Origin of the sequence: Actinoallomurus sp. CA-150999, from assembly GCF_050942425.1 — a bacterium.
Classification (GTDB): domain Bacteria; phylum Actinomycetota; class Actinomycetes; order Streptosporangiales; family Streptosporangiaceae; genus Actinoallomurus.
This window is the reverse complement of record NZ_CP192063.1, coordinates 7,868,905-7,893,553: the sequence shown is the minus strand read 5'-3', so window position 1 is coordinate 7,893,553 and position 24,649 is coordinate 7,868,905. Positions and strand designations below refer to the sequence as shown.

The following is a 24,649-nucleotide window of genomic DNA, read 5'->3' as shown; positions in this document are numbered from 1 at the left end:
CGCCGCTCTGGTCAGCGGCGGGGGCTCCGCGGCCCGTCTCCGGCGCCGGTGCTCTCGATCGCCATCGCGATCTCGTCGAGTTCCTCAGCGGTCAGTTCCAGGGACGCGGCCGGCAGCCAGCCGTCGATCTGGTCCGGGCGCCGGGCCCCGACGATCGCGCCGGTCACCCCGCGCCAGGCGAGGGTCCACGCCACCGCGACCGAGGCGATCGGCACGCCGCGCCGCCCCGCGACCGCCGCCAACGCGTCGGCGAGCGCGAGGTTGGCGTCCAGGTTCGTCGTGAAGTCCGGGTGACGCTTACGCCAGTCGTCGTCGGGGAGGCCGGCCGCGCGTTCCCGGGAGAACGCCCCGGTCAGCAGGCCTGACTGCATCGGCGAGTACACGATCACTCCGGTGCCGTGCGCGGCGCACCACTCGATCTCCGAGACGGCGGAGCGGCGGATCGCCGAGAACGGCGGCTGGAGCGAGTCCACGTGCCCGAGCTTCTCGGCGGTCTCCAGCTGTCCGACGTCGTGGTTGGACAGTCCGACGGCGCGTACCTTGCCCGCCGCCTTCAGCTCGAGCATGGTCTGCCAGTACTCCTCGAGAGGAGTTCCGTCCTGCGCCGGCCAGTGCACCTGGTACAGGTCGATGCGTTCGACGCCCAGCCGGCGCAGCGAGTCGTCGACCTCGCGGCGGATGCTGTCCGCCGCTCCGATCCTCCGGGCCTGGGCACCCGGGTCGGCCGGGTCCCAAACGTTGCCGCACTTGGTGAAGACGTACGGCCGGTCGCCCTCGGGGATCTCCTTCAGGGCTCGTCCGACGACCTCCTCCGAGTGGCCCAGGCCGTAGATCGCCGCGGTGTCGATCCAGTTGACGCCCTGCTCGACGGCGTACCGGATCGCCGCGACCGACTCGGCGTCGTCCTGCGGCCCCCACGCGAACTTCCAGCCGGAGCCGCCGATCGCCCACGCGCCGAAGCCGACTCTGCTGATGTCCATCCCGGTCGTACCGAGCGGTTGGGTGGAAAGCGCCACGTCTGTTCCCTCTCGTCGTCTGTTCGTCGCCGGCATCTCGTACGGGGGTTCTTGCCCCTCCGGGCGTCTCCGGCCGTCAGGCGGCGTCCAGCTCCGCGATCTCCTCAGGAGTGAGCTCCAGCTCGGCCGCCGCGACGGAGTCGCGGATCGTCTCCGGCCGGCTCGACCCGGGGATCGGGATCACGACGGGCGACTTGGCCAGCATCCAGGCGAGGCAGACCCGTTGCGGGCTCACGCCGTGCGCCTCCGCGATCCGCGCGAACGCATTGTGGGCGGAGCCCAGGTCACCGGCCTTGGAGATGCCGCCGAGCGGGCTCCACGGCAGGAAGGCGATGCCCAGCTCGTCGCACAGCCGCAGCTCCGGCTCGCTGCTGCGGAACGCGGGGGAGAACTGGTTCTGCACCGACACGAGCCGACCGCCGAGGATCTCCTGCGCCTGGCGGATCTGGTCCGGGTTCGCGTTGGAGATGCCGGCCAGCCGGATCTTCCCCGCGTCCAGGAGGTCACGGATCGCGCCCACGGACTCGGCGTACGGGACGGCGGGGTCCGGCCGGTGGAACTGGTACAGGCCGATCGCCTCGACGCCGAGCCGCTTGAGCGACGCATCGCACGCCCGCTTCAGGTGCTCGGCGGACCCGTCGAGCGTCCACGAGCCGTCGCCGGGACGTACGTGACCGCCCTTGGTCGCGACCAGCACGTCGGACGTGTCGCCGCCGTACGAGGCCAGGGCCTTGGCGACGAGGGACTCGTTGTGGCCCACGTCGTCGGCGCCGATGTGGTAGGCGTCGGCCGTGTCGATCAGCGTCACGCCCGCGTCGAGGGCCGCGTGGACGGTGGCGACGGAACGGCTCTCGTCGGGCCGTCCCTCGATCGACATGGGCATGGCTCCCAGCCCGATCGCACCGACCTGGACATCGCCGATCCGGCGAGTAAGCATGAAGGACCTCCGAGAAATCCTGCGAAGAACGAACGGAACGGTCGGCGCGCCGCGGACACCCTCGGCACCACCCGGCGGCGTCGAGGGCACGGCGCGACGACGGCCCGGTCCCCATACCCGCGATCGGCGGGATCGTGCCGGGCCGCTGACCGGTCTCCAGCCTGCTCGGTGAGCGACCAGGTGTCCAACAGAAGAAACCGATGAGATCAAGCAGTTAGAGTGCTCAATTGTGGAACTCCGGCATCTCGAGTACTTCGTGGCCGTGGCGGAGGAGGCGCACTTCACTCGCGCCGCCGAGCGCCTGCACCTCGCCCAGTCGGGCCTGTCGGCGTCGATCCGCGCGCTGGAACGCGAGCTCGGAGCCCCGCTCTTCGTCCGCAGCACCCGCCGCGTCGAGCTGACCGAAGCGGGCCGGGCCCTCCTGACCGAGGCCCGGCGTACGCTCGCGAGCGTCGCCGCGGCCCGCAACGCCGTCGCCGCCGTCCAGGGTCTCCTGCGCGGCACGCTGTCCGTCGGCGCCGAGCAGTGCCTGGGAGTGGTCGACGTCGCCGGGATCCTCGCGCGTTTCCGATCCGTGCACCCCGGCGTGGAGATCCGGCTGCGCCAGGCGGGCTCCTCGCACCTGGTCGAAGAGGTCCGCGCCGCGCGCCTGGACCTGGCCTTCGTGGCCGTCTCGGGAGACCCGCCTCCCGGCGTCACCCTGACGTCGCTGACGACCGAGCCGATGATGCTCGTCTGCCATCCCGGCCACCGGCTCGCGGCGTTCGACGCGGTCGACCTGGCGCAGCTGGCGGGCGAGGTGTTCGTCGACTTCCATGCCGACTGGGGAGCGCGCCAGATCAGCGACCGGGCGTTCGAGACGGCCGGCCTGCACCGACACGTCGCCTTGGAAGTCAACGACGTGCACAGCCTGCTCGACTTCGTCCAACACGACCTCGGCGTGGCCCTGGTGCCCCGGCCGATCGCCCACAAGCGCAAGAAGAACGTCCATATCGTGCCGCTCCGCGAGACACCGCCGTCCTGGCGGGTGTCGGTCGCCGTGCCCACGGACGGCCCCACGAACAACCCTGCCTCTCAGGCCCTCCTCGGCATCGTCGGCGACTCCCTGACCGCTCCCGACGTCACACCGCTGGTCCCCGCCCCGGCGTGACGCCGCCGGACGGTTCGGACGCACGGCCCGGTGCGCGAGAATCGGTCGGCTGGAACCGCCATGGGCGCAGATGGGCGAGATGAGAAAGCAGCTGGAGCGGGCGACCGTGCGGATCGCCGAGCTTGAGGCGCAGCTGGGTAAGAACAGTCGGAACTCCTCCGGGCCGCCGTCGTCGGACGGGCTGGACAAGCCGCCTCACCCGCCTCACCAACCGGCGTCCCTGGCTGCCCCCGGCCGTCTGAAATTCCGCTCGCCCAGGCCGCTCCGCGCAGGCCACGAATCCGGGGCGGGAGGTTCGCGGTGGCGGCCTGACCGGAAGACCGATTTCCCCTCGGGAAAGCGATTCTTCTCGGGCCGGCCGATATGGTGATCCGGTGAAATTGACGAATTTCGGGCACGCCTGTGTGCGCGTCCAGGACGGCGACCGGGTGCTGGTGATCGATCCGGGTACCTTCTCCGACGCGGAGGCGGCGCTGTCCGAAGCCACAGCCGTGCTCGTCTCCCACGAGCACCCCGACCACATCGACGTCGAGGCACTCAAGGCCGCCCGTGCGGGCAACCCAACACTGACCATCCACACCCATGCGGCGCTGGCTGCCGAGCTCGGCCCGGGAGCGGTCACGGTTGTCGCCGGCGAGACCTTCACCGCCGCCGGCTTCACCGTGAAGGCCGTGGGCGGCGTTCACGCCGAGGTCATCGACGGACTGCCCGGCTGCCCGAACCTCGGGTTCATCGTGGACGGCCTCTACCACCCGGGAGACTCCCTCTTCGTCCCCACCGACGAGGTCGACACCCTACTGGTACCGGCATCCGGCCCCTGGGTGAAGATCGGCGATGCCATCACCTTCGTCCGCGGCGTCCGGCCGGCCCGGGCGTTCCCGATCCACGACATCCAGCTCAGCACGATCGGTCTCGAGTACTTCGACGAGTGGCTCGAGGAGGAGACCGACTACGCCCGCATTCCGGTGGGCGATTCAGCCGATCTCTAGTACGGCAGCGCATTTCGTTAGGTGAGCTGCGGGTATGCGTTCCGGGGCGGTAATTCCGGAAATTCCACTCCATCGTAATGACCGCTCGGGTCGCGCATCGACGCTGTATCCACTGCCGACGTGAATTCATTGTTTTCGGCACATGGATTGTCTGGTATGTGCGTTGCTATTGGCGGTTTCGATAGATAGTGTGTTCGAGCTGGTCGTGGATTGTCGGGGGAGGTGCTTTCGGAATGCTCGCGCTCGTGCCGGCTTCTGAGGGGCCTCCGCCCGGGGGCGGGTTCACCGGTCCGGACATCGGCGACCTTTCCGACCATGAGCTGATCGAAGCCATGATCGGAGCACGGCGGCGGGCGTCTCAGGCGCAGGCGGCCGAGCTGGCGGCAGTGGCCGAGCTCGCGCGACGCCGGTTCGCCGAGGCCGCTGAGGCGGACGCCGTGGATGCGATCTCTCCTCGCGATTACGTCCATGACGAGGTCGCCGAGGCGCTGACCCTCACCAGATGGTCGGCGGGTGATCTGATCCGGTTCGCCACCGAGCTCACCGAGCGTCTGCCCGCCACGTTCGCCGCGCTCGCGGCCGGTGATATCGACTACGCCAAGGCCCGCACTCTCTGGCACGGCACCGACCAGGTCGGCGGTGGGCTCATCGCGAGGATCGAGCGCGCCGTTCTCGAGCGCGCCTCGGTCCAGACCACCGGCCAGATCAGAGCGAAGACCCGCCGACTGATCAGGCGATGGGATTCGGACGCCGTCGCCCGCAGACGCGCGGAGGCCGAGCGGCAGCGCGGCGTGCGGCTCATCGAGACCGACGCGGGCACCACATATCTCAGTGGCGTCGACCTTCCCGCGGAGGAGGCCGCTGCCGCGTACGGCAGGATCAACGCCATCGCGGCCGGTCTCCGGCGTGACGGTGACGCGCGTACGATCGAGCAGCTCCGCGCGGACGTCTTCCTGTCCCTGCTGCGGGGCACCCTGACGACGACATGTCCGCCGGCGGAGTTCACGGATCGGCCCATCGGCGAGTCCTCGACCGTCCCTGACTGGACGGACGCCGACGACCGGATCGCCGACGCCGTGGCCGACCTGACTCGTGCGGAGCTCACCGCGTTGACCGGCGACCTGCCGGAGCGGCACCACAACGTCCGCATGCTCATCGCCCAGGCGGGGGAGCGGATCACCGCTTCGCTGGCGGGTCTGAAGGCCCGCTGGTGCGTTCCCGGCCACGACGGCTCCTACCGGCCGTCGGCCGCGATGCGACGCCTGATCGAGCACCGCGATCGCCGCTGCTGCTTCCCGGGCTGCCGAAGACCGGTCCGGAGCTGCGACGCCGACCATTCCGTCCCGTTCCACCAGGGCGGCCCGACCTGCCCCTGCAACGTCGCGATGCTCTGCCGACGCCATCACAGACTGAAACAGACGAGGGGCTGGCGGATCGACCACGTGTGGCCGGGGGTCGTCCTGTGGATCGGCCCGACCGGGCACTGGCGCATCACCGCCCCCGCTGACCGAGAGTGAGCGGCGGACGGCCCGTCAGTATGTGGGCCGGGCCGGGACCTCGCGTCACGTCGGCGAGGCGGGCGGTCCTCGCCGGATCTCGGGTCAGGTCTCTGATGTCCACAGGTCGGCGACGCCGTGCGCTTCGCCGCGGCCCTGTTCGCGGCCTGCGTGTGCCGTCGCCTCCCGGATGGACGGGTCGAGGGGGTTGGGGCCCATGGCGGTCCGGGACGGCTCGTCCGGGTGGACGACCAACACGGTGGAGCCACGGCGCCGTAGCCCATCGACCTCTTCCTTGAGCCCACCCCAGGGTGGGCTCGGTGCGTCGGCCGGCGTGGGGGACAGGATCAGGATGCGGTCGTAGCCCACGACCAGGTCGGCGTTCTCGCTGGAGTGGACGCCGCCGTCAACGTAGCGGCGGCCGTCGATACGGACCGGCGGCCAGATCCCGGGGACGGCGCAGCTGGCCGACACGGCGTCCACCAGGTCGACCCCGGAGTCAGGGGTGAAGATCCGTCTCTGACCGGTCTCCGCGTCGACCGCGACCACGGCGATGGGCCGGTCCGTCCACGCGAGCGACGGCAATCGGGAAGCGACGGCCTCCCGGCGGTCCTTCTCCGGAACCGTGGATGCCTCCAACGCCCAGGCGCCGATGCGGCGACGGATCTCGAGGACGTCCTTCGCGCCGCCCATGATGTCCCCGAACGTCGCGGCGTAGGTGGTCAGATCCAGCTCTGCGTGGATCTCCCTGGCCTGCAGCGCGGGGTCGACCTGTCGCCGGAACAGGTCCTCCAGCGGCAGGCCGCTGCTCACCTGGGCGGTGACGGCGGACCCGGCGGACGTGCCCACGATCAGGTCGGCGTCGAGCACGTCGGCACCCGCGTCGGCCAGCCCCGCCAGGACACCTGTCTCCCAGGCGATCCCTGCCACACCGCCACCACCGAGGACCAGCGCCCGTCGTATCGTCATGTCCCCATCTTGGCGCTTCGCTCCGGTGACTAGCCCCAGACCTCGTGGGCGGTCTCGACGATGAGGCGGAGCTTGGCGACCTGCTCGTCGTACGTGAGCGCGTTGCCCTCGACGGTGGAGGAGAAACCGCACTGCGGCGACAGGCAGAGCTGGTCGCCGTCGACGTAATTGGACGCCTCCTCGATGCGCCGCTTGAGGGCGTCCTTCGACTCCAGCTCGCCGCGCTTGGTGGTCACCAGGCCCAGGACGACCATCTTGCCCTTCGGGACGAAGCGGAGCGGCTCGAAGCCGCCCGAGCGGGCGTCGTCGTATTCCAGGAAGAAGCCGTCGACGCCCAGTTCGCCGAAGAGCGCCTCGGCGACGAAGTCGTACCCGCCCTCGGCCGCCCAGGAGGAGCGGAAGTTGCCGCGGCACATGTGTGTGGTGATCGTCATGCCCTCGGGGCGGCCGGCGAGCGCCGCGTTGATCTGCTTGATGTAGCGCAGGTGCATGTGCTCGGCGTCGTCGCCGCGTGCGGCGATCTCGGCGCGCTGCGCCGGGTCGTTGAGGTAGGCCAGGCTGGTGTCGTCGAACTGGAGGTAGGTGCAGCCGAGTTCGCCGAGTCGGCGGACCTCCTCGGCGTAGGCGGCGCTCAGGTCGCGCCAGAACTCCTCGGTGTCCGGGTACACCGCGCGATCGATCGACGCCGGCCCGCCGCGGTAGTGGACCATGCTCGGTGAGGGGATCGTGAGCTTGGGCGTGTTCGTGGAGACGAAGCCGCGCAGGGCGCGGAAGTCGTCGGCGAAGATCGTCTCATCGAGCCGGACCCTGTCGTGCACGCGCAGCGCCGCGGACATGAACTCCAGGTCACCGGACTCGCTGCGGAAGTGGACCTTCAGCTTCTCCGGAGCCGGGTCGATGCCGCCGAGCCGGTAGATGTAATCCATGTGCCAGGAGGCGCGGCGGAACTCTCCGTCGGTGGCGCTCTGCAGGCCCACGTCCTCCTGCATCTTCACCACCGCGCGGATCGCCTCGTCCTCGGCCGACCGCAACCGCTCGGCGGAGATCCGGCCGTCGGCGAAGTCGTCGCGGGCCCGGAGCAGCTCCGGTGGGCGTAGCAGGCTTCCGACGTGGTCGGCGCGGAACGGTGGCGTCATGCGAGCGGGCATCGCATCCTCCAGGGAGTTCGCCGGGCGGTGCACGAATCCTCACGTTCGCGCACCGCCCGGCGGAGGGTCAAGCGAAGAAGATCCGCTCCTGGGTGACGGGATAACGGGCCCGGGTGAAGGCGGCGGCCATCGGCGTGTTCGTCATGTCGGTGTCGGCCAGGATGCGGTCGGCGCCCTGTTCGACCAGGAAATGAGTGCCCTCGGCGAGGAGGTCGTAGGCGTATCCGTGGCCGCGCTGTTCGGGCACGACCCCGACGAGGCCGATGACCGGTGCGGTGTGGTTGCGGGCCGGGGCGACGAACCCGGCGAGGTCGCCGCCGGGCGTGTACGCCAGCCGCCACCATTCGCGGGGAGAGGGGGACCGCCGTAGGTGGTCCAGGTCCTCGCGCGCGGCGGCGTCCAGATCCCGCTCGGCGATGGCGCGGCGGGCGTGGGCGTCGAGGGTGCCGTGCTCGATCCGGCGCAGCACGTCGAGGATCACCGAGTCGTCGGGTTCGGGCCGGTACGTGAGGCGGTCGGGACGTTCGGGCAGCCCGCACGCGGTCGTCCACTCGTACCGGTAGCGGTCCACGAGCCAGGTCATCCCGGCGGCGACGGCCGCGTCGGCGCGGGCCCGTACGGCGGCGCGCACCTCGGGTCGCTCTCGCCCGTGCGGCGGGACGAGCAGGCAGTACTCGGCTTTCAGTGATTCCGCACGGGCGGCCCGCAGGAGGGCGACGCCCGCGTCGGCGTCGGTGAAGTCGAACCAGTCGAGTGCGACCGGCTCGTCGTCGCCCGCTGTGCCCCACCAGGCGGCGCGCGCGAGGACCGTGTCGCCGCGCAGGGCGACCCAGGTCCATTCGGGACGGTATTCGCCCGCCGCGGCCGTCGTACGGTACGACCGGCCGAACGCGGCGACGCCCACCAGGGCGGGCTCGGACGGTTGCTCGAAGAGATGCTCCTCGCCGGGGGCGAGCGGGCGGATGACCAGATCGGTCATGAGGGTCCTTCCGGAAGATGCGGTGCGCTCCCGGTCAGACCCGCGAAAACGCCCGGACGGGGCGGGAGCGCATGAACGTCGTACGGTCCATCGCTCTCACCTCCTCCCGCTCCAGGGCGTTCCAGCACCATACCGGTGCCGCGTCCGGTCGTCGATCCGTTTTCCGCGGTGCATGGGATAGGTTCGAACGCGATTCGGTTCGTTTCCTGGAGCACAGATGACCTTCACCTCGCCCGCCGACGTCCGCGAACGTCTCGCGGCCGTGGACTACCTGGCCGACGACGCGATCGCGACGACCGTCTACCTCGCCGCCGCGCTGGGCAAGCCCCTGCTGGTCGAGGGCCCGGCCGGGGTGGGCAAGACGGAACTGGCCAAGGCCGTCGCCGCGATCACCGACGCCCGGCTCGTACGGCTCCAGTGCTACGAGGGCCTGGACGAGCCGCGCGCCCTGTACGAGTGGAACTACAAGAAACAGCTGCTGCGCATCCAGGCCGCCGGTGACCAGTCGTGGAGCGCCACCCACGACGACATCTTCACCGAGGAGTTCCTGCTCGAGCGCCCACTGCTGGCCGCCATCCGGCGCACCGACCCCACCGTCCTGCTGATCGACGAGACGGACAAGGCGGACGTCGAGGTCGAGGGCCTGCTGCTCGAGGTGCTGTCGGACTTCCAGGTGACCATCCCCGAGCTGGGCACGATCACGGCGGCGCGCCGGCCCTTCGTCCTCCTCACCTCCAACGCGACCCGGGAGCTGTCCGAGGCGCTCAAGCGGCGCTGCCTCTACCTGCACCTCGACTACCCGTCCCCGGAGCGCGAGCGCGACATCGTCCGGGCCCGGGTCCCCGGCATCGACGAGGCCCTCGCCGGCCGGCTCGCCCAGGTCGTGGCGGCCCTGCGCGAACTCGAGCTCAAGAAGGCACCGTCCATCGCCGAGACCATCGACTGGGCTCACACGCTCCTCGCACTCGGCCTCGACCGGCTCGACGGGGACGCGATCGCCGCGACCCTCGGCGTCGTCCTCAAGCACCGCTCCGACCAGGACCGCGCGCTCAAGGAGGTCGTCCACGGCGATGCTGCTGCTCGATAGAACGATGCGCCTGCCCGATGGAACACCAGGTTTCCGGAACAGGCACCTGTGCCTCCTCACGACGTCGTCCACGGCGATGCTGCCGCTCGATAGGACATCGGGTCTCCTGAACAGGCACCTGTGCTCCTTGACGACGTCGTCCACGGCGATGGCGCCGCCCGATAGAACACCGCAGGCATAAATGGGTCTCCTGGACCGGCATCTCGGCTTCCTCACGGCACTGCGCGAGGCGAGCCTGCCGGTGTCGCTCGCCGAAGGGCTGGACGCCGTGCACGCCCTGGTCGCCATCGACCTCGCCGATCGCGAGTCCCTGCGCGCGGCGTACGCGGCCACGGTCGTCAAGCGGCAGGCGCATCGGGCGGCGTTCGACACGCTCTTCGACCTGTGGTTCCCGCCGGTGACCGGCAGTCCCGAGACGGCCCGGGAGCGCCCCGCGTACGACGATCCCGAACTGCGGCGGCTGCGCGACGAACTGAGCCGCCTCCTCCTGGAGGGCGACGACGCCGCCCTGCGCGACTTCGCCCGCAAGGCCGTCGGCGCGTACGGCCGCGGCTCCGGCGCGCCGGGCGGGAACGGTCGCGGCTCCGGGCAGTGGTTCTCCTATCAGGCGCTGCGGGTCCTGTCCCCGGAGACGCTGATGGCCGGGCTGCTCGCCGCCGTGCTGACCGAACGCGGCGGCCTGGACGAGAAGGTCGCCCGCCGGACGTTCACCCGCCGCATCGAACGCTTCGAGAGGTTTGTCGCCGAGGACGTACGGCGGCGGCTCGCCGAGGAGAACGGCCCGGAGAAGGTCGCGCGCAGCGCCGCCCGGCCGCCGCTGGAGAAGGTCGACTTCCTCCGCGCGACCCGCGCGGACCTGGCCGCGATCCGGCGGGAGGTTCAGCCGCTCGCCCGGAGACTGGCCGCCCGGCTCGCCCACCGGCGGCGGCACGGCAGGCGCGGACGGCTGGACTTCCGCAGGACGGTACGCGCGTCGCTGTCGACGGGCGGCGTCCCCCTGACCACGCACCACCGGCCGCCCCGCCCCCACAAACCGGAACTCGTCGTTTTGTGCGACGCCAGCGACTCCGTCTCCTCCTTCGCGCACTTCACCCTGCTGCTGACCTATGCGCTGCGCGAGCAGTTCGCCCGGGTACGGGCGTTCGCGTTCATCGACGACCTCGACGAGATCACCCGGTTCTTCGCTCCGGGCGCCGACGTGGTCGAGGCGATGACGACGATGACCCGCGAGGCGCGCCTGGTCTGGGTGAGCGGGCACAGCGACTACGGGCGCGCCTTCGGCGTCTTCGAGGACCGGTACGGCGACGCGATCACGCCGAAGACCTCGCTGCTGATCCTCGGCGACGCCCGCAGCAACTACGGGGCGCTGAACCTGGAGACGGTCCGGCGACTGGCGGGGCGGGCGCGGCACGCGTACTGGCTCAACCCAGAACCGGCCGCGGACTGGGACTCCGGCGACTCGGCCGCCTCGGCGTACGGCGCGGTCGTGCCGATGCACGAGTGCCGCAACCTCACCCAGCTGGCGGAGTTCGTCGAGATGCTCGCCTAATGGGTGCTACCGGGTTGGTCGCGGAGGGTTCGCCGCATTCTCACCGGGTAACTCCTTTGGCTGCCGCGGACATCGACCCTTCCAGGGAGTTCTGATGGATTCCGTGATCGACACGGTGAGAGGGCAGGAACGGGAGTACAGCCAGGGCGAGGAGCGGCCGCTGAAGTCGTACGCGGGCACGCTCGTGACCTATGGCGTGGCCGTGGGTGCGGCCACCATGATCGCGCGGCTGACCGGGCGGCGGGCGCCCCGGCTCGGCCTCTGGGACGTCGCGCTGATGACCGTGACCACCCACAAGCTGTCCCGGACCCTGTCCAAGGACCCGGTGACGAGCCCCTTGCGAGCGCCGTTCACCCGGTACAAGGGCACCGCCGGACCGGCCGAACTCGCCGAAGAGGTGCGCGGCAGAGGCGTCAAGCATGCCATCGGTGAGCTGATCACCTGCCCGTTCTGCATGGCCCAGTGGGTAGGTACGGCGTACGCGGTGGGGATGACCTTCGCGCCCGACGCGACGCGGCTGGCCGGGGCGACGATGACCGCCGTCGCGGGGGCCGACTGGCTCCAGCTCGTCTATGCCCGGCTGCAACGATCGGCCGAGGGCTGAGAGCTGCGTTGGGGCGCTGACCTGGTTCGGCGGGCTGCAACGATCGGCCGAGGGCCGGGAGCCGGGTTGGGGCGCTGACCTGGTTCGGCGGGCTGCAACGATCGGCCGAGGGCCGGGAGCCGGGTTGGGGCGCTGACCTGGTTCGGCGGGCTGCAGCGGTCGGCCGGGGACTGGGAGCCGCATCGGGGCGCTGACCTGGTTCGGTAGGCCGAATCGGGGGGTTTGGGATGCCCTCGGCGGGTAGGCGGGCAGCATGGACGTTACCTTCCTCAAGTCGCTGTACGACATTCCCGGCCCGTTCGCCTCCGTCTACCTCGACATGCGACGGGCCACCGAGGACGCTCCGAAGGTCATCGAGCTGCGGTGGCGGGCCCTGCACCGCGAACTGGCCGAGCAGGGGACGCCGGCCGCGACCGTCGAGGCGATCGAGCGGGTTGTGGCCGAGGAGAACATCCAGCGCGAATCCGGCACTCTCGCGGTGTTCGCGGCGGACGGCGAGGCCGTCCACTCCGAGGTACTGCCCGGGGCGCCGCGCGCCGAACTGGCCAGGTACGCCCCGTTGCCGCACGTCAAGCCGCTCCTGGCGCAGCGCGGGCAGCCGATCGCCTACCTGGTCGCCACGGTGGACCGGCTCGGCGGGGAGATCACCTGCGTGGCGCGGGGCGGCGACCGCCGTACGATCGCGGTCAAGCCCGACGAGGACTTCCCGGTGCGCAAGACCAAGGCCGGCGACATGTTCCGGCAGGACAAGCAGCAGCGGGCCGCCGAGGAGGTCTGGCGGATCAACGCCAAGAAGGTCGCCCACGCGATGGTCGGTGCGGCCGACGACTGCGGTGCCGACATCGTGGTCCTCGCCGGCGACGTCCGCGCCCGTACGGCCGTCCAGGAGGAACTGTCGGAACCCGTCCTGTCGCGCGTCGTCGACGCGGGCGGGGCCGGGCCGACGCTGGACGAGGAGATCACCCGCGCCGTCGAGCTCAAGCGGGCCGAACACCTCACGTCCCTCGTGAGCCGGTTCGACGAACAGCTCACCAAGCACGGTCGCGCGGTCGAGGGCATGAAGCGCGTGACCGACGCGCTGCGCAAGGGACAGGTCGCCTGCCTGTTCCTGGAGGACCGGCCGGACTCGTCGATCACCCTGTGGACGGGGCCGCAGGCGACCGACGTGGCGACGTCCGCCGACCGCCTACGGGAGCTCGGCGTCGCCGACCCCGTCGTGGACCTCGCCGACGCCGCTCTCATCCGGGCGCTCGTGGGCACCGATGGGGAGCTGGTGCTCCTGCCACCGGAGTCGCTGCGCGCCAAGTCCGGTGCGGGAGCCCTGCTGCGGTACGCGGACTGAGTGGCAGAGGGGACCACTCCCGGGGCGGGATACCTGCGAGAAGGACGGTGCCTCTGTGAGGAGCGCGAAGGCATCTCGGAGCGGTCTGCTCCGCGCCGCCCGGCTCGCCGACGGGCGGGCCGGGCGGCGTCGGCGCCTCACGGCAGGAGCGTGTCCAGGAACGTGTTACTGAACACCCGGTGCGGGTCGTAGCCGTTGAGCGTGGCCCGCGCGGCGTCGAAGCCGTCGCCGGCGGCCTGGCCCGCGTTGACGGCGTTGCGGATGGTGGAGGTCAGCATCGTCGTGTCGGTCCAGGCCCCGCCGGTCGTGACCGCCCAGGCCTTGGACCACTCGGGCCGTACGGTCGCGTACGAACCGGTGTAGTTGGAGAAGATCCACTGCTCCATCTCGCGGTAGAACGCGTTGCACTGCGGAGTGCCGGGAATGGTGCCCATGTCGAGCCAGACGCACACGTCCCACTCGGGGTGGTCGGGACGGGGGCGTACGGACGACAGCTGCGGGGTGACGGCGCCGCTCACCCCGGACTCGGACGGCTGGTCCAGGCCCGTCACGCGGATCTCGATCGGGCCGTTCATCGGGTACTGACCCTGCGCCTGGTAGGCGTTGATCCGCGATACGTACTGGTTGTAGAACTCGCTGACCACGCGCTGGATGTTGGACCGGGCGGTGAGGACGGCGTAGCCGGCCTCGACGATCCGCAGCGTGGTCGGCTGCACGTACAGCAGGGTGTTCTTCGTCCAGCCCCAGATGTCCCACGTGCCGGTGGTGATCAGTCCCGAGCCGACGATCGCCATCTCGAGGTTCTCGAACGAGGGGGTGACCGAGACGTCGCCGCCCACGATCTGCTTGATGTAGTCGGACTGCTGCTGGTTGATGAAGTTCGCGAACGTGTAGTTGTACGGGCTGTCCACCTGTTTCGAGAGGACGGGCTTGGTCGGGCTCAGCGACCACAGCTTGATCCACGGGACGGTCGTGAACGGGAACCAGATCACCTCCATCCGCCCGCACGCGTTCAGCAGGCTCGCGAAGGAGTTCGATCCGGCGGAGGACGGGGCGGCGAAGACGTCCGTCACCTGGATGTCGTACCGGCTCTGGCACCTCAGGCGCTGGTTGGCGCCCACTTCGAGGGTCACCTCGGTGACGAACGCCCGGCCGAGGTGGGCCAGGAACGCCTTCATCGGGGCGTCGGTCCGGCCGAACGTCTGCAGCGTGAACGCGCTTCCGTTCCAGACCACGGCGGTCAGGGACCGGATGAGGTTGCTCAGCGAGCCGTAGCTGGTCCCGGCGAGGCGGCTCTCGCCCTGGGCGGGGATCGCCGAACCGTGGGCGTTGATCGCCAGTACGCCGCCGAGCGTGATGTCACCGGGGGCGGGGATCGCGGCGAACCCCAGGCCGGCGGCCTCGAGCTTGGCGAGCAGGGCGTCCATCGTGATCCCGGTCTGCGCGGTGACCGTCGACGAGCCGATGCTGACGGACGTCAGGTGCTGGGTCGTGTCGACGAGGATGACCTTGCTGACGTCGGCGCCGTTCGGCACGAGGATCGGGGACCAGTTGTGCCCCATCCCCTTGGGACGGACGCGGTAGCCGTTCTGCTGGGCCCAGTTCGCGACGGACACCACCTCGGCGGGGGTGTTCGGCGCGCAGGTCAGGGCGTTCTCGATGGTGATCTCTTCGGACCAGTTCTGGTACGCCTGCCGGTAGAGGGGCAGCGGGAAGCCGGGCAGGGTGTCGGCGCGAGCGGGGATCCGGAAGGCGGGGACCCAGGTGAGGGCGGCCGCCCCGGCGGCCGCGAGGAGGCCGCGACGGGACAGGTGGGAGGAGGAATCCATGGGTGCTCCCAGGGGGAGCGGCGGTCCGGTCGGGGGACCGCCGGTGGCAGGGCGAGTACGGCGGGGGCCGGCCGAATGCCTCCCGCCGTGGTGACTGGCCGCGGTCGCGGCCGGAGCCGTCAGTGCGCACGAGCGTCAACGCTTGCGCTGGTTATACGGCGCTTCGCGCTATTTGGTCAAGCACTTGCTTGGTGCTCGTGCACCGGGCCGATGATTCGGCGAGGGTCATCGGGTACGCGTCTGGCAGAGACGACCGCAAGTGACGAAAGAGGGTGTGCCCGTCATGTCGAGGGCGCAGATCAGGCCTCGTCCCCGTCGTTACGTCCGGAATCGGCCTTCCAGTGGGCGGTTCGCGGCCGGATGAAGCCGTCATACTCGGCTCGGCATCCGATCGCGACGCTGGGAGGCGGCGGTGGGCGAGGTCAGCCGACGGGGATTCATCGCCGGGACTGCGGGCGCGGTGGCGGCGGGCGTCGTCGCGGGCGAGTCCCTCACCGAGGGCCGGGCGGACGCGGCCGTACGGCTGCCCGCGCCGGAGCGGTCCGGCATCGACCACATCGTCGTGGTGATGATGGAGAACCGCTCCTTCGATCACTATCTCGGCTGGCTGCCGGGCGCGGACGGCCGGCAGGGCGAGCTGACCTACACCGACCGCGACGGCGCGGCGCACCCGACCCATCACCTCACCGTGCCGCACGGCTGCGGTTTCCACGACCCGGACCACTCGTACGAGGGCGGGCGGGTCGAGTTCAACGACGGCGCGTGCGACGGCTGGCTGCGGGCCGGCCAGAACGACCTGCTCTCCATCGGCTACTACCACGCCGAGGACCTGGCGTTCTATGGCCGCGCGGCGCGCGACTGGACCGTCTGCGACCGCTACTTCGCCGCCATGATGGCCCCGACGTTCCCCAACCGGTTCTTCCTGCACGCCGCGCAGACCGACCGGCGTACGACGTCCGTCGAGAAGCTCGCCACCATGCCGACGATCTGGGACCGGCTCGCCGCCAAGGGCCTCAAGGGCCGCTACTACTACAGCGACGTGCCGTACACCGCCCTGTGGGGCACGCGGTATCTCGGCATCAGCCACCCGATCGCGGAGTTCTACGCGGCGGCCGCGACCGGCACGCTCCCGCCGGTCTCGTTCGTCGAGCCCGGCTTCCTCGGCGAGGCGGTGCCCGGCCTGTCCGAGGACGAGCACCCCCTCGCGGACATCCGCCTCGGCCAGCATTTCCTCGGCAAGGTGCATGACGCGGTCGTGAGCAGCCCGAACTGGGCCAGGACGGTGCTGGTCGTCACGTACGACGAGTGGGGCGGCTTCTTCGACCACGTCGCCCCGCCCGCGGGCCCCGATCCCAACCCGGATCTCGGCGCGGGACTGCGCGGCTTCCGGGTGCCCTGTGTGGTCGTCTCGCCGCGGGCCCGGCGCGGCCACGTGGCGCACCGGCTCTACGACCACACGTCGATCCTGAAGATGATCGAGTGGCGGTTCGGCCTGGAGCCCTTGACCGTACGCGACGCTGCGGCGCGCAACCTGGCCGAGGTCCTGGACTTCGAGCAGCGGCCGCGGCTGAAGGTCCCGCGGTACGACGTCCCGCGCCCGCTCACCTTCGGCTGCATCCTGCCCGATCACGCCCACGCCGGAGAGGACTGGCCCGACCTCGCCTCCCTGGCCCGCCACCGCGGCTTCGCCACGCGCTGACAGGGGCCTGGGCACAGGCCAGGGCGGGCTCGCGGGCGGGTAAGGCGCGCTGAGCTCAGGCGCGCGACAGGTCGTAGTCGTCCCGGCGGGCGGCGCGGGTCCGCGCCCAGTACTCGAACGTGAAGCCGGGCCAGATCGTGCGGTTCACCCCGTGCTCATCGAGGTACCAGCTCACGCAGCCGCCTTCGTTCCACACCGCGCGGCGCAGCCTCCGCTGGAGGCGGTCGTTGAACCGCCGCTGGGCGTCGGCGCGGACCTCGATCACGTCCGCCTTCTCCGCCGCGAGCAGGCGCAGGCAGCTCAGCACGTGCTTCACCTGTGACTCGATCATGAAGACGACGGAGTTGTGGCCCAGGCCGGTGTTGGGCCCGAGGAGCATGAAGAAGTTGGGGAAACCCGCGACCGTCACGCCGTGGTGGGCCTCGATGCCGTCCGCCCAGGCGTCCTGGATCTTCAACCCGTCCCGCCCGACGATGTGCTGCTCGGTGAGCGCCTCGGTGACCTTGAAACCGGTGCCGTAGATGATCACGTCGACATCGCGGCTCGTGCCGTCGGCGGTCACGACGCCCGTCTCGGTGATCTCCGTGATCCGTTCGGTGACCAGGTCGACATGCGGGCGGGTCAGCGCCGGGTAGTAGTCCGAGGACAGCAGGATGCGCTTGCATCCGATCGTGTAGTCGGGGGTGACCTTCGCGCGCAGCTCGGGGTCGTCGATCTGACGCTCGATGTGGCTGCGGGCCATCCGCTCCATCGGGCCCATCAGCCTCGGGTCGAGGGTGAAACCGACGGCCCTGGTCTCCAGCGCCCAGTAGATGCCGTTGCGGAAGGCGCGCTGCGTCCCCGGCACGTGCCGGAAGACGCGCCGTACGCGGTCGGACAGCACGAAGTCGGGCTTGGGTTGGATCCACGGGGGAGTGCGCTGGAACACGTGCAGCCGGCTCGCCTCGTCGGCCACCCGGGGAACGAACTGGATCGCCGACGCGCCGGTGCCGATCACGGCGACCCGTTTGCCGGTCAGGCCGGCCGACGGGTCCCACTGCGCGGAGTGGAACGCCGTGCCCCGGAACCGCTCCGCCCCGGGGATCTCCGGGAGGGACGGCACGTGCAGGGCGCCGATCGCCGAGACGACGGCTTTCGGCGTCAGGACCTCGCCCGAGGCCAGCGTGACCCTCCAGTGCCCGGCCGCCTCCTCCCACTCCAGGGCCTCGACGGCGCAGCCGAACCGCAGGTGCGGGGCCAGGTCGTACTTGTCGACGCAGTGGCGCAGGTAGTCCCAGATCTCGTCCTGCGGGGCGAACATCCGCGACCAGTCGGGGTTCAGCTCGAAGGAGAAGGAGTACATGTGCGACGGCACGTCGCACGCGCACCCCGGGTACTGGTTGTCGCGCCAGGTGCCCCCGAGATCGTCGGCCTTCTCCAGGATGACGAAGTCGTGGAAGCCCGCCCGCTTGAGCTGGATGGCCATGCCGAGGCCGCCGAACCCGGAGCCGATGATCGCGATCTTCACTGATCCTCCCGGAGCGCCGCCCGCCGGCCGTTGTTACTGGTAGTAAGTTACCAGCGGTAAGTTACCGGCGGTAGGTCGTGAGATAGAGTTCACACGTGATCTCCAACGACTCCGTGAGGACGCGTCGCCCGAGGATGTCCCGCGCCGACCGTGAGCAGCAGATGCTCGACGTCGCCGAGGAGGTGTTCGCCGAGCGGGGCTACGGCGCCGTCTCGATGGAGGAGATCGCCGAGCGCGTCGGACTGTCCAAGCCGATGCTGTACGAGTACTTCGGTTCCAAGGAGGGTCTGCTGCTCGGCGTGATCCGGCGGGCGCGCGGCGAGCTTCGGGAGACGACCGAGCAGGCCGTCGGCGCCGCAGGCTCGCCGGAGGAGGTGATGCGGCGCGGCTACGTCGCTTACTTCCGGTTCAACGCGGCCCATCGCCGGGCGTGGCTCGTCCTCCTGCAGGAGCCGGTCCTCATGAGGAGTGCGGCCGAGGAGATCGAGGCGATACGCCGCCAGCAGAGCGAGATGATGGTCGGGCTCCTGGCCGCCCACCTCCCGGACCGCCCCCGCCGGGCCCTCGAGGCGTACGCCGAGAGCATGATCGGCGCCTGCGAGCGCATGGCCCTCTGGCAGGCCCGCAACCCCGAGGTCACCCCCGAAGAGGCCGCCGACCACCTGATGGACCTCACCTGGACCGGCCTCGCCGGGGCGGACTGACCATGCGCGGTCGTCCTACCCGTGAGTGTGTTGCGTGAACGAGTGATTACTCAAAGTTGAATCGACGAGATTTTCGACTACGGTAAGTCCCGTCCTTGTCACCTTGTGTCCTTGCCCTCCGGAGGGAATGATGCCTCCATGGCCGTCGATACTGTTGAGGCACCGGTGGATCCCCGCGTCGAGTTGGAGAAGCACTACCGGGAGTTCTGCGAGCAACTCCCCGACCATCGCGTCGAGATCATCAATGGCCGGATCGTGGTGAATCCTGTGCCGACCTACGATCACGCGCGCATCGTCTTTCAGCTGCTCCTCCAACTCGTCGGACTGGCCAAGGAACGCGGGTGGGAGATCCTCACCGAGATGTCGGTATTTCTGGGACCTCAACAGGATCGCTATCGGCCGGATCTGATCGTCGTTCGGCCTAAGCCGCGCATGTGGGGAGCCGACCACATCTACGGCGACCAGACACTTCTCGTGGCGGAGGTTGTGTCTCCCAGTAGCGTGGTCGATGATCACGAGGTGAAGCCACGGCACTACGCCTCCGCAGGAGTGCCGCTCTGCCTGGTGATCGACACGCTTACCGGAAAGGTCCGCCTGCTGTCCGATCCGGGGCAAGCGGGATATCGGCACGAGACCGATATCGTTCTCGGCGGTCTGCTTGATCTGCCCGAGCCCTGGAAGTTGACCCTCGACACCGCGGTCTTCACAGACTGACTGAGACGTTCAGGCGAACGTGCGCCAGGACTGTTCCTGGACGAGTTCGCGGCTGCGCCAGCCGTCGGGTGTGCGGATCAGCCGGTGGTGGTACCAGCCTCCGCCACGGATGAATCCGGGCTCGGTCGCGGCGATCATCGACCGTGACGGGGCCAGGGTGTCGGCGAACGACGCGCTGACCCGCGCCTCATCGCCGTCGACCGACATCGTCACCGCCCCGATCAGGTGCTGACGGCCCGGCCAGGCGGCGAGGACCTCGGCGAGCCAGCGCTTGATCGCTTCCCGGTCGCCGCGGGCGCCGCCCGACGCGGAGAAGTCGATGGTCGCGTCCTCGGTGAAGACCGAGTCGAGTAGTGCCCACTCGCCGCCGTCCACCGCGCGCACATAGCGGGCGAGCAACTCGCCGATCTCCAGCCGGTCGGCGATCTCCTGAACGTCCACCCCCGGATCATCCATCTCGCCAAACGGACGATCAATACCGGAACTGCCCTACGATCCGTGATCACCTGTGTGTGGAGGGACACTGCCCTCGGCGTTCACTGGGGGAGGCGCGATGCGACGTCGTTCGACGAAGACGATCGGCCGTGAGCCCGCCGGAAGGGGCCCGGACGAGCCGCAGGACCCGACCGCCGGGGAGGAGGGGAGCCCGGAGGAAGGGGCCGGCGTCGAGGAGAAGGGGAGCCCGGAAGGAGGGTCCGGCGTCGGGGAGGAGGGGAGCTCTGGAGAAGGGGCCGTCGTCGGGGAGATGGCCGCGATGCCCTGGCAGGCGCACATCGGAGAGCTGGCCGCCACGAGCCTGGCGGGCATGAGCCGCCGCCTGCCCACGCTGGTCGGTGCGGCGGTCCGCCTCGCCTGGCGGGCGAGCCGGTTCGACACGGTCGCGACGGTCCTGCTCAACCTCGCCGCCGGGGTCTTCACCGCGTACGGTCTGCTGGCGACGGCCGGTGTGCTGACGGCTCTGTTCGCCGGCGGTGCGACACCCGACCGGGTGCGGGCGGCCCTGCCATCGCTGGCGCTCGTCGCCGGTGCGGCGGCGCTGCGCTCGGGGCTGCAGGCGGGGGCCGGATGGGCGCAGGCCCGGCTGAAGCCGAAGGTCAACCGCATCGTCGAGACCCGACTGTTCGAGCTCACCACGCGGGTGGACCTGCCGGCGTTCGACGACACGGACTTCCATGACGCGATGCACCGGGCCCGTCAGCGGGGCCTGTACGAGGCGTCGGCGGTGGTCCAGGAGGCGATCGACATCCTCACCGGCGTCGTCGGGCTGACGGCGGCGGCCGGCGCGCTCGGCGTCCTTCACCCGGTGCTCCTGCCATTGCTGCTGCTCACGGCGGTGCCCGACGGCTGGGCCGCGGCGCGTGTGGCCCGCATGCGCTATCTGACCATCTTCACCCTGTCCCCGGTCCGCCGCCGCAAGTGGGTGCTCGCGGACCTGATGGCCGACCGGGACTCCGCGGCGGAGATCCGGGCCTTCACGATGCGCGGCTTCCTCGGCCGGGAACACGCTCACCTCGCCGCCGACGAGTGCGAGGTGCACGTCGCGCTCGCCCGCCGCCAGACGGTCGCGCTGGTGCTCGGTGAGATCGTCGGCGGTGTCGCGAGCGGCGGGGTCTACGTCGCCCTCGGCGCGCTGCTCGCCACCGGAGCCGTGCCCCTCGCCGTCGCCGGCACCGCGGTCCTGGCGATCCGCACCGGCAAGACCTCCCTCGCCTCGCTGCTGTACGCGGTCAACCAGTGCTACGAGTCGGGCCTGTACTTCGCCGACTATCTCGACTTCTGCGCCGAGGCCGAGCGCCGCGTCCCCGAAGAACGCCACGTGGCGGCACCGGTGACCTTCGACGTCATCACCGCGGAGGACGTCTGGTTCACCTATCCGGGTGCCGACGAGCCGAGCCTGCGCGGGATCTCGGTGCGGATCCGCGCGGGCCAGGTCGTCGCGCTCGTCGGCGAGAACGGCTCGGGCAAGACCACGCTCGCGAAGATCCTCGCGGGCCTGTACCGGCCGGACGACGGCGAGGTGCGCTGGGACGCGACCCGTCTGTCCGAGGTCGACCTCGAACGCCTGCGCGAGAGCATCGCGATGATCCCGCAGGACTACACGCACTGGCCGATGACGGCGCGGCACAACATCGCGATGGGCCGCGTTCCCGACGACTCTCTCATCGTCGAGGCGGCGCGGGCCGCCGGCGCGGACGAGGTCATCGAGCCGCTTCCCCACGGATACCGGACGCTGCTCGACCGGCGCTTCAAGGACGGCCACGAGCTGTCGGGCGGGCAGTGGCAGCGCATCGCCGTCGCGCGCGGGTTCTACCGGGACGCTCCCCTCCTCATCTGCGACGAGCCCACCGCCGCCCTCGACGCCCGCGCCGAACACGCCCTGTTCGACCGGATCCGCGGCCATGCCGACGGCCGTACGGTGCTGCTCATCACCCACCGGCTCGCCAGCGTCCGCCACGCCGACGAGGTCTACGTGCTCGACCGCGGCCGGGTCGTCGAGGAGGGGCCGCCCGCGGAGCTCCTCGCGGCGGGCGGCGTCTTCAGCGAGCTGTACGACCTGCAGGCCCAGGCCTACCGGCTGCAGGACGGCCCGGTCCAGGCGCCCACGCCGGCGGCGGAGCCCCCGTCAGGGCTCCTGGCGCCGCCGGATGGGCGGCACGGCCCGTACGATCGCGCGGAGCCCGGCGGGCAGCGGCACCGAGGCGCCACCGGAGACGGCGACGTAGGTGACGTGGCCGCTCGCCGACACGTCGTCATCGCGCCGGAGAACGAACGACATGGCCAATGAGCTCCGCCCGGCGCCGGTCGGGCGGACCTCGATCGAGACGAGGTCGTCCAGCCGGGGGCCACGGCGGTGCTCGCAGCCGCTGGCGACCACGACGAGGTCGGCGCCTGCCGCGCGAAGCGCCTGGTAACCACCGATGTGGTCGTCGAGCCAGCCGAGGAACGCGTCCTCGAAGTACTCGTAGTACCGGGCGGCGTGGAGTACTCCCTGGGCGTCGCAGTGCCGCGGACGGATCCGGGCGCGGTACACCGACACCGCGCCGGCGTCCGCGGGCGGGCTCCGGTGCGTCCAGATCGCGTCGAAGGCGGCCTGGTCGTGCGGGAGCATCCGGCAGCCGGCGATCCGGCCGTCCCGTACGCGGTACAGGCCTACGGTCGACCAGGTGTGCTCCTCCCCGGCGATCGTGGCGGTGCCGTCGGTGAGCGCGGTGATCCATTCGCCGTCGCCGCTGAGCACGTCGCGGGTGTGCATCCGAAAGCTCCGATCGGCGAGCTCCCGGCGCCTGCGAAAGTAGGTGAGCACCGCTTCGACGCCGTGGTGGTCGCCGGCGATCGCGTTGTTCCCGGGCACGTGCCAGGCGATGTCCTCCGTGAGGATCTCCCGCAGCGCCGCGGCGTCACCTCCGCCGTAGAACGCGTTCTGCGCCGCGTGCAGGCGGTGCAGGAGTGCGACGGCCTGATCCCTGTCCAGCGTCGTCTCCCTCTCGTGAGAGTGCCGAGGCGATCGTCAGAGCGTGGCGTGCCGCCGGATCCACTCGTACATCGCGACGCCGCTGGCCACACCCGCGTTGATGGAGCGCGTCGAGCCGAACTGGGGGATGTGCAGGACCACGTCGGCGGCCTCGCGCGCCTCCTCGGACAGGCCGGGGCCCTCCTGGCCGAACAGCATGAGGCACGCGCGGGGCACCTCGGCGGTCTGGATCGGCCGGGACCCGGGCAGGTTGTCGATCCCGATGATCGGGAGATCGCGCTCCCGGCACCACGTCACCAGCTCGCTCGTCGTCGGATGGTGACGTACGTGCTGGTACCGGTCGGTGACCATGGCGCCGCGGCGGTTCCAGCGCCGGCGGCCGACGATGTGCACCTCCGCGGCGAGGAACGCGTTGGCGTTCCGGACGACCGCGCCGATGTTGAAGTCGTGCTGCCAGTTCTCGATCGCCACGTGGAAGGGGTGCCGGCGGGCGTCGAGGTCGGCGACGATCGCCTCGTTGCTCCAATAGCGGTACTCGTCGACGACGTTGCGGCGGTCGCCGCCCGCGAGCAGCGACGGGTCGAGCCGCGGGTCCTCGGGCCAGGGCTGCGGGTGCGGCCCGACCCCGGGCTCGGGAGCCGTGCCGGCCTCCGTCTCCTCCCCGGGCTGCCCGCCCGCACCGGGCTGCGTCACGACCTCAGACGTCATGCGGCCGAGCATAGAAGGTGTACGCGGTGGCATGACCAGGTGCCGGGTCCGGACCGCCGCCCCGCTCCAGGGGAGCGGCCCAGGACGGGGCGGCAGCGGGTGCTACTTCGCCGTATGCGTGAAGCAGTCGCCGACCACCTGGTAAGCCGTGCCGTGGCCGTAGTACGCGCCGGTGATCTTGTTGTAAATCTTGAACGACTTCCTCTTGTAGAGAGGATGGGCCTTCAACGTGCCGTACTTGTGCCGGGGGACCACGTACGAGCCGGACACGGTAATGGTTCGCGACTTGGTCACGTCGAACCCGACGGCGGCCGACAGGCCGTCGACATCGACGCCGAACGTCGAACTGTAGGTGTTACTGACGGTGCGGGACTGCATCAGGGTCAGAGTGATGGGTCCGCGCCCGCGCGCCTCGGCTATGACCTTCTTGCCGCACTGCTTGCCGAGGGTCTTGATGTGCTTGTACTTCAGCACGTGGATCGGCCGGCCGGCGTTGGCGGGGGTGTACGCCGGGCCGCCGGCCGACGCGGCGACCGGCGTTCCGGCCGTGCTCACCGGCTGGGCGACGGCGGTGGAGCCTGTCGCGAGGATTCCGGCGAGCGCCACTCCGATGATCGCGGACGAGGTCACCGCCGCGCGGCCCGTCGGCAACGAGCGTGTCTTCATCGTTTCCTGCCCTTTCGGGTGGGGGATTGAGGTCGGCGGCCGGATCCCTCGGTGAGTCCTCTGAATGCCAGCCTCCGTACGGTC

General features: G+C 70.5%; 22 protein-coding genes and 1 pseudogene. 12 read left to right on the top strand and 11 right to left on the bottom strand.

The features are described from left to right. Positions 1-11 precede the first annotated feature (11 nt). Positions 12-1,016 carry an aldo/keto reductase gene (locus ACQP2O_RS36515; RefSeq protein ID WP_433173226.1) on the bottom strand — a complete coding sequence of 335 codons (1,005 nt, stop codon included), beginning with the start codon at positions 1,014-1,016 and terminating at the stop codon, positions 12-14. A 76-nt stretch (positions 1,017-1,092) separates the two neighbouring features. Beyond that, complete coding sequence (locus tag ACQP2O_RS36510; protein WP_433173224.1) at positions 1,093-1,953, bottom strand: aldo/keto reductase; 861 nt, start codon at positions 1,951-1,953, stop codon at positions 1,093-1,095. A 229-nt stretch (positions 1,954-2,182) separates the two neighbouring features. On the opposite strand from ACQP2O_RS36510, the gene ACQP2O_RS36505 reads away from it, so the two are divergent. From ACQP2O_RS36505 to ACQP2O_RS36490, 4 genes are all read left to right on the top strand, one after another. Beyond that, positions 2,183-3,103 carry a LysR family transcriptional regulator gene (locus tag ACQP2O_RS36505; RefSeq protein ID WP_433173222.1) on the top strand — a complete coding sequence of 307 codons (921 nt, stop codon included), beginning with the start codon at positions 2,183-2,185 and terminating at the stop codon, positions 3,101-3,103. Positions 3,104-3,173: 70 nt separating this feature from the next. Beyond that, positions 3,174-3,473 (top strand): DUF6444 domain-containing protein, encoded by a 300-nt coding sequence (locus tag ACQP2O_RS36500; protein ID WP_433173220.1) that lies wholly within the window; start codon positions 3,174-3,176, stop codon positions 3,471-3,473. Between the two features lie 4 nt (positions 3,474-3,477). After that, on the top strand, positions 3,478-4,092 hold the full coding sequence (locus ACQP2O_RS36495) for an MBL fold metallo-hydrolase (RefSeq protein ID WP_433173218.1): 615 nt from the start codon (positions 3,478-3,480) through the stop codon (positions 4,090-4,092). 245 nt (positions 4,093-4,337) lie between these two features. Beyond that, on the top strand, positions 4,338-5,609 hold the full coding sequence (locus tag ACQP2O_RS36490; protein ID WP_433173216.1) for a DUF222 domain-containing protein: 1,272 nt from the start codon (positions 4,338-4,340) through the stop codon (positions 5,607-5,609). An 84-nt stretch (positions 5,610-5,693) separates the two neighbouring features. Here the strand turns inward: ACQP2O_RS36490 and ACQP2O_RS36485 are convergent, their stop codons facing one another. The 3 genes from ACQP2O_RS36485 to ACQP2O_RS36475 form a co-directional block, all read right to left on the bottom strand. Next, positions 5,694-6,557, bottom strand: a complete 864-nt coding sequence (locus tag ACQP2O_RS36485) for a patatin-like phospholipase family protein (protein WP_433173215.1) — start codon at positions 6,555-6,557, stop codon at positions 5,694-5,696. A 29-nt stretch (positions 6,558-6,586) separates the two neighbouring features. Continuing rightward, complete coding sequence (locus ACQP2O_RS36480) at positions 6,587-7,705, bottom strand: 5-methyltetrahydropteroyltriglutamate--homocysteine S-methyltransferase (RefSeq protein WP_433173213.1); 1,119 nt, start codon at positions 7,703-7,705, stop codon at positions 6,587-6,589. A gap of 67 nt (positions 7,706-7,772) precedes the next feature. After that, positions 7,773-8,684: a GNAT family N-acetyltransferase gene (locus tag ACQP2O_RS36475; protein WP_433173211.1), complete on the bottom strand. Its 912-nt coding sequence runs from the start codon at positions 8,682-8,684 to the stop codon at positions 7,773-7,775. A gap of 217 nt (positions 8,685-8,901) precedes the next feature. Here ACQP2O_RS36475 and ACQP2O_RS36470 point away from each other — a divergent pair, with 217 nt between their 5' ends. The 4 genes from ACQP2O_RS36470 to ACQP2O_RS36455 all read left to right on the top strand — a co-directional run bounded on the left by ACQP2O_RS36470 (position 8,902) and on the right by ACQP2O_RS36455 (position 13,266). Next, a complete protein-coding gene (locus ACQP2O_RS36470; RefSeq protein ID WP_433173209.1) occupies positions 8,902-9,771 on the top strand; it encodes an AAA family ATPase in 870 nt (289 codons plus the stop codon). 181 nt (positions 9,772-9,952) lie between these two features. Then, the gene (locus ACQP2O_RS36465) at positions 9,953-11,320 is read left to right on the top strand and encodes a vWA domain-containing protein (RefSeq protein WP_433173207.1); all 1,368 of its coding nucleotides are present in this window, start codon (positions 9,953-9,955) and stop codon (positions 11,318-11,320) included. A gap of 94 nt (positions 11,321-11,414) precedes the next feature. Continuing rightward, positions 11,415-11,924, top strand: coding sequence for a DUF1360 domain-containing protein (locus ACQP2O_RS36460; protein WP_433173205.1), 510 nt, complete (start codon positions 11,415-11,417; stop codon positions 11,922-11,924). 253 nt (positions 11,925-12,177) lie between these two features. Then, positions 12,178-13,266, top strand: coding sequence for a hypothetical protein (locus ACQP2O_RS36455; RefSeq protein WP_433173203.1), 1,089 nt, complete (start codon positions 12,178-12,180; stop codon positions 13,264-13,266). 137 nt (positions 13,267-13,403) lie between these two features. Here ACQP2O_RS36455 and ACQP2O_RS36450 read toward each other — a convergent pair whose 3' ends face one another. Continuing rightward, positions 13,404-15,095, bottom strand: coding sequence for a cholesterol oxidase substrate-binding domain-containing protein (locus tag ACQP2O_RS36450; protein WP_433173201.1), 1,692 nt, complete (start codon positions 15,093-15,095; stop codon positions 13,404-13,406). Between the two features lie 412 nt (positions 15,096-15,507). Here ACQP2O_RS36450 and ACQP2O_RS36445 point away from each other — a divergent pair, with 412 nt between their 5' ends. Beyond that, positions 15,508-16,794: an alkaline phosphatase family protein gene (locus ACQP2O_RS36445; RefSeq protein WP_433173199.1), complete on the top strand. Its 1,287-nt coding sequence runs from the start codon at positions 15,508-15,510 to the stop codon at positions 16,792-16,794. 55 nt (positions 16,795-16,849) lie between these two features. Here ACQP2O_RS36445 and ACQP2O_RS36440 read toward each other — a convergent pair whose 3' ends face one another. Further along, entirely contained in the window at positions 16,850-18,301 is a 1,452-nt protein-coding gene (locus ACQP2O_RS36440; protein ID WP_433173197.1) for a flavin-containing monooxygenase, read from the bottom strand. 95 nt (positions 18,302-18,396) lie between these two features. Here ACQP2O_RS36440 and ACQP2O_RS36435 point away from each other — a divergent pair, with 95 nt between their 5' ends. Next, a complete protein-coding gene (locus tag ACQP2O_RS36435; RefSeq protein WP_433173195.1) occupies positions 18,397-19,005 on the top strand; it encodes a TetR/AcrR family transcriptional regulator in 609 nt (202 codons plus the stop codon). 138 nt (positions 19,006-19,143) lie between these two features. Next, entirely contained in the window at positions 19,144-19,719 is a 576-nt protein-coding gene (locus tag ACQP2O_RS36430) for a Uma2 family endonuclease (protein WP_433173193.1), read from the top strand. A 9-nt stretch (positions 19,720-19,728) separates the two neighbouring features. Here the strand turns inward: ACQP2O_RS36430 and ACQP2O_RS36425 are convergent, their stop codons facing one another. After that, positions 19,729-20,160 carry a nuclear transport factor 2 family protein gene (locus ACQP2O_RS36425; RefSeq protein ID WP_433173191.1) on the bottom strand — a complete coding sequence of 144 codons (432 nt, stop codon included), beginning with the start codon at positions 20,158-20,160 and terminating at the stop codon, positions 19,729-19,731. Positions 20,161-20,272: 112 nt separating this feature from the next. Here ACQP2O_RS36425 and ACQP2O_RS36420 point away from each other — a divergent pair, with 112 nt between their 5' ends. Beyond that, entirely contained in the window at positions 20,273-22,504 is a 2,232-nt protein-coding gene (locus ACQP2O_RS36420; RefSeq protein ID WP_433173189.1) for an ABC transporter ATP-binding protein, read from the top strand. Here the strand turns inward: ACQP2O_RS36420 and ACQP2O_RS36415 are convergent. The 3 genes and pseudogenes from ACQP2O_RS36415 to ACQP2O_RS36405 all read right to left on the bottom strand — a co-directional run. Beyond that, positions 22,448-23,155 (bottom strand): annotated as a pseudogene (locus tag ACQP2O_RS36415) (nuclear transport factor 2 family protein); the annotation flags it as partial. The gene ACQP2O_RS36420 and the pseudogene ACQP2O_RS36415 overlap by 57 nt on opposite strands. Before the next feature lie 72 nt (positions 23,156-23,227). Next, on the bottom strand, positions 23,228-23,899 hold the full coding sequence (locus ACQP2O_RS36410; protein WP_433173187.1) for a TrmH family RNA methyltransferase: 672 nt from the start codon (positions 23,897-23,899) through the stop codon (positions 23,228-23,230). 102 nt (positions 23,900-24,001) lie between these two features. After that, on the bottom strand, positions 24,002-24,565 hold the full coding sequence (locus ACQP2O_RS36405) for a hypothetical protein (protein WP_433173186.1): 564 nt from the start codon (positions 24,563-24,565) through the stop codon (positions 24,002-24,004). Positions 24,566-24,649 lie beyond the last annotated feature (84 nt).

Bases quoted from the DNA above. Each gene is read 5' to 3' on its own strand.
- ACQP2O_RS36510 (WP_433173224.1), bottom strand. From the start codon at position 1,953: ATGCTTACTCGCCGGATCGGCGATGTCCAGGTCGGTGCGATCGGGCTG.
- ACQP2O_RS36500 (WP_433173220.1), top strand. From the start codon at position 3,174: ATGGGCGAGATGAGAAAGCAGCTGGAGCGGGCGACCGTGCGGATCGCC.
- ACQP2O_RS36485 (WP_433173215.1), bottom strand. From the start codon at position 6,557: ATGACGATACGACGGGCGCTGGTCCTCGGTGGTGGCGGTGTGGCAGGG.
- ACQP2O_RS36480 (WP_433173213.1), bottom strand. From the start codon at position 7,705: ATGCCCGCTCGCATGACGCCACCGTTCCGCGCCGACCACGTCGGAAGC.
- ACQP2O_RS36475 (WP_433173211.1), bottom strand. From the start codon at position 8,684: ATGACCGATCTGGTCATCCGCCCGCTCGCCCCCGGCGAGGAGCATCTC.
- ACQP2O_RS36470 (WP_433173209.1), top strand. From the start codon at position 8,902: ATGACCTTCACCTCGCCCGCCGACGTCCGCGAACGTCTCGCGGCCGTG.
- ACQP2O_RS36465 (WP_433173207.1), top strand. From the start codon at position 9,953: ATGGGTCTCCTGGACCGGCATCTCGGCTTCCTCACGGCACTGCGCGAG.
- ACQP2O_RS36460 (WP_433173205.1), top strand. From the start codon at position 11,415: ATGGATTCCGTGATCGACACGGTGAGAGGGCAGGAACGGGAGTACAGC.
- ACQP2O_RS36455 (WP_433173203.1), top strand. From the start codon at position 12,178: ATGGACGTTACCTTCCTCAAGTCGCTGTACGACATTCCCGGCCCGTTC.
- ACQP2O_RS36450 (WP_433173201.1), bottom strand. From the start codon at position 15,095: ATGGATTCCTCCTCCCACCTGTCCCGTCGCGGCCTCCTCGCGGCCGCC.
- ACQP2O_RS36430 (WP_433173193.1), top strand. From the start codon at position 19,144: ATGGCCGTCGATACTGTTGAGGCACCGGTGGATCCCCGCGTCGAGTTG.
- ACQP2O_RS36420 (WP_433173189.1), top strand. From the start codon at position 20,273: ATGCGACGTCGTTCGACGAAGACGATCGGCCGTGAGCCCGCCGGAAGG.
- ACQP2O_RS36410 (WP_433173187.1), bottom strand. From the start codon at position 23,899: ATGACGTCTGAGGTCGTGACGCAGCCCGGTGCGGGCGGGCAGCCCGGG.
- ACQP2O_RS36405 (WP_433173186.1), bottom strand. From the start codon at position 24,565: ATGAAGACACGCTCGTTGCCGACGGGCCGCGCGGCGGTGACCTCGTCC.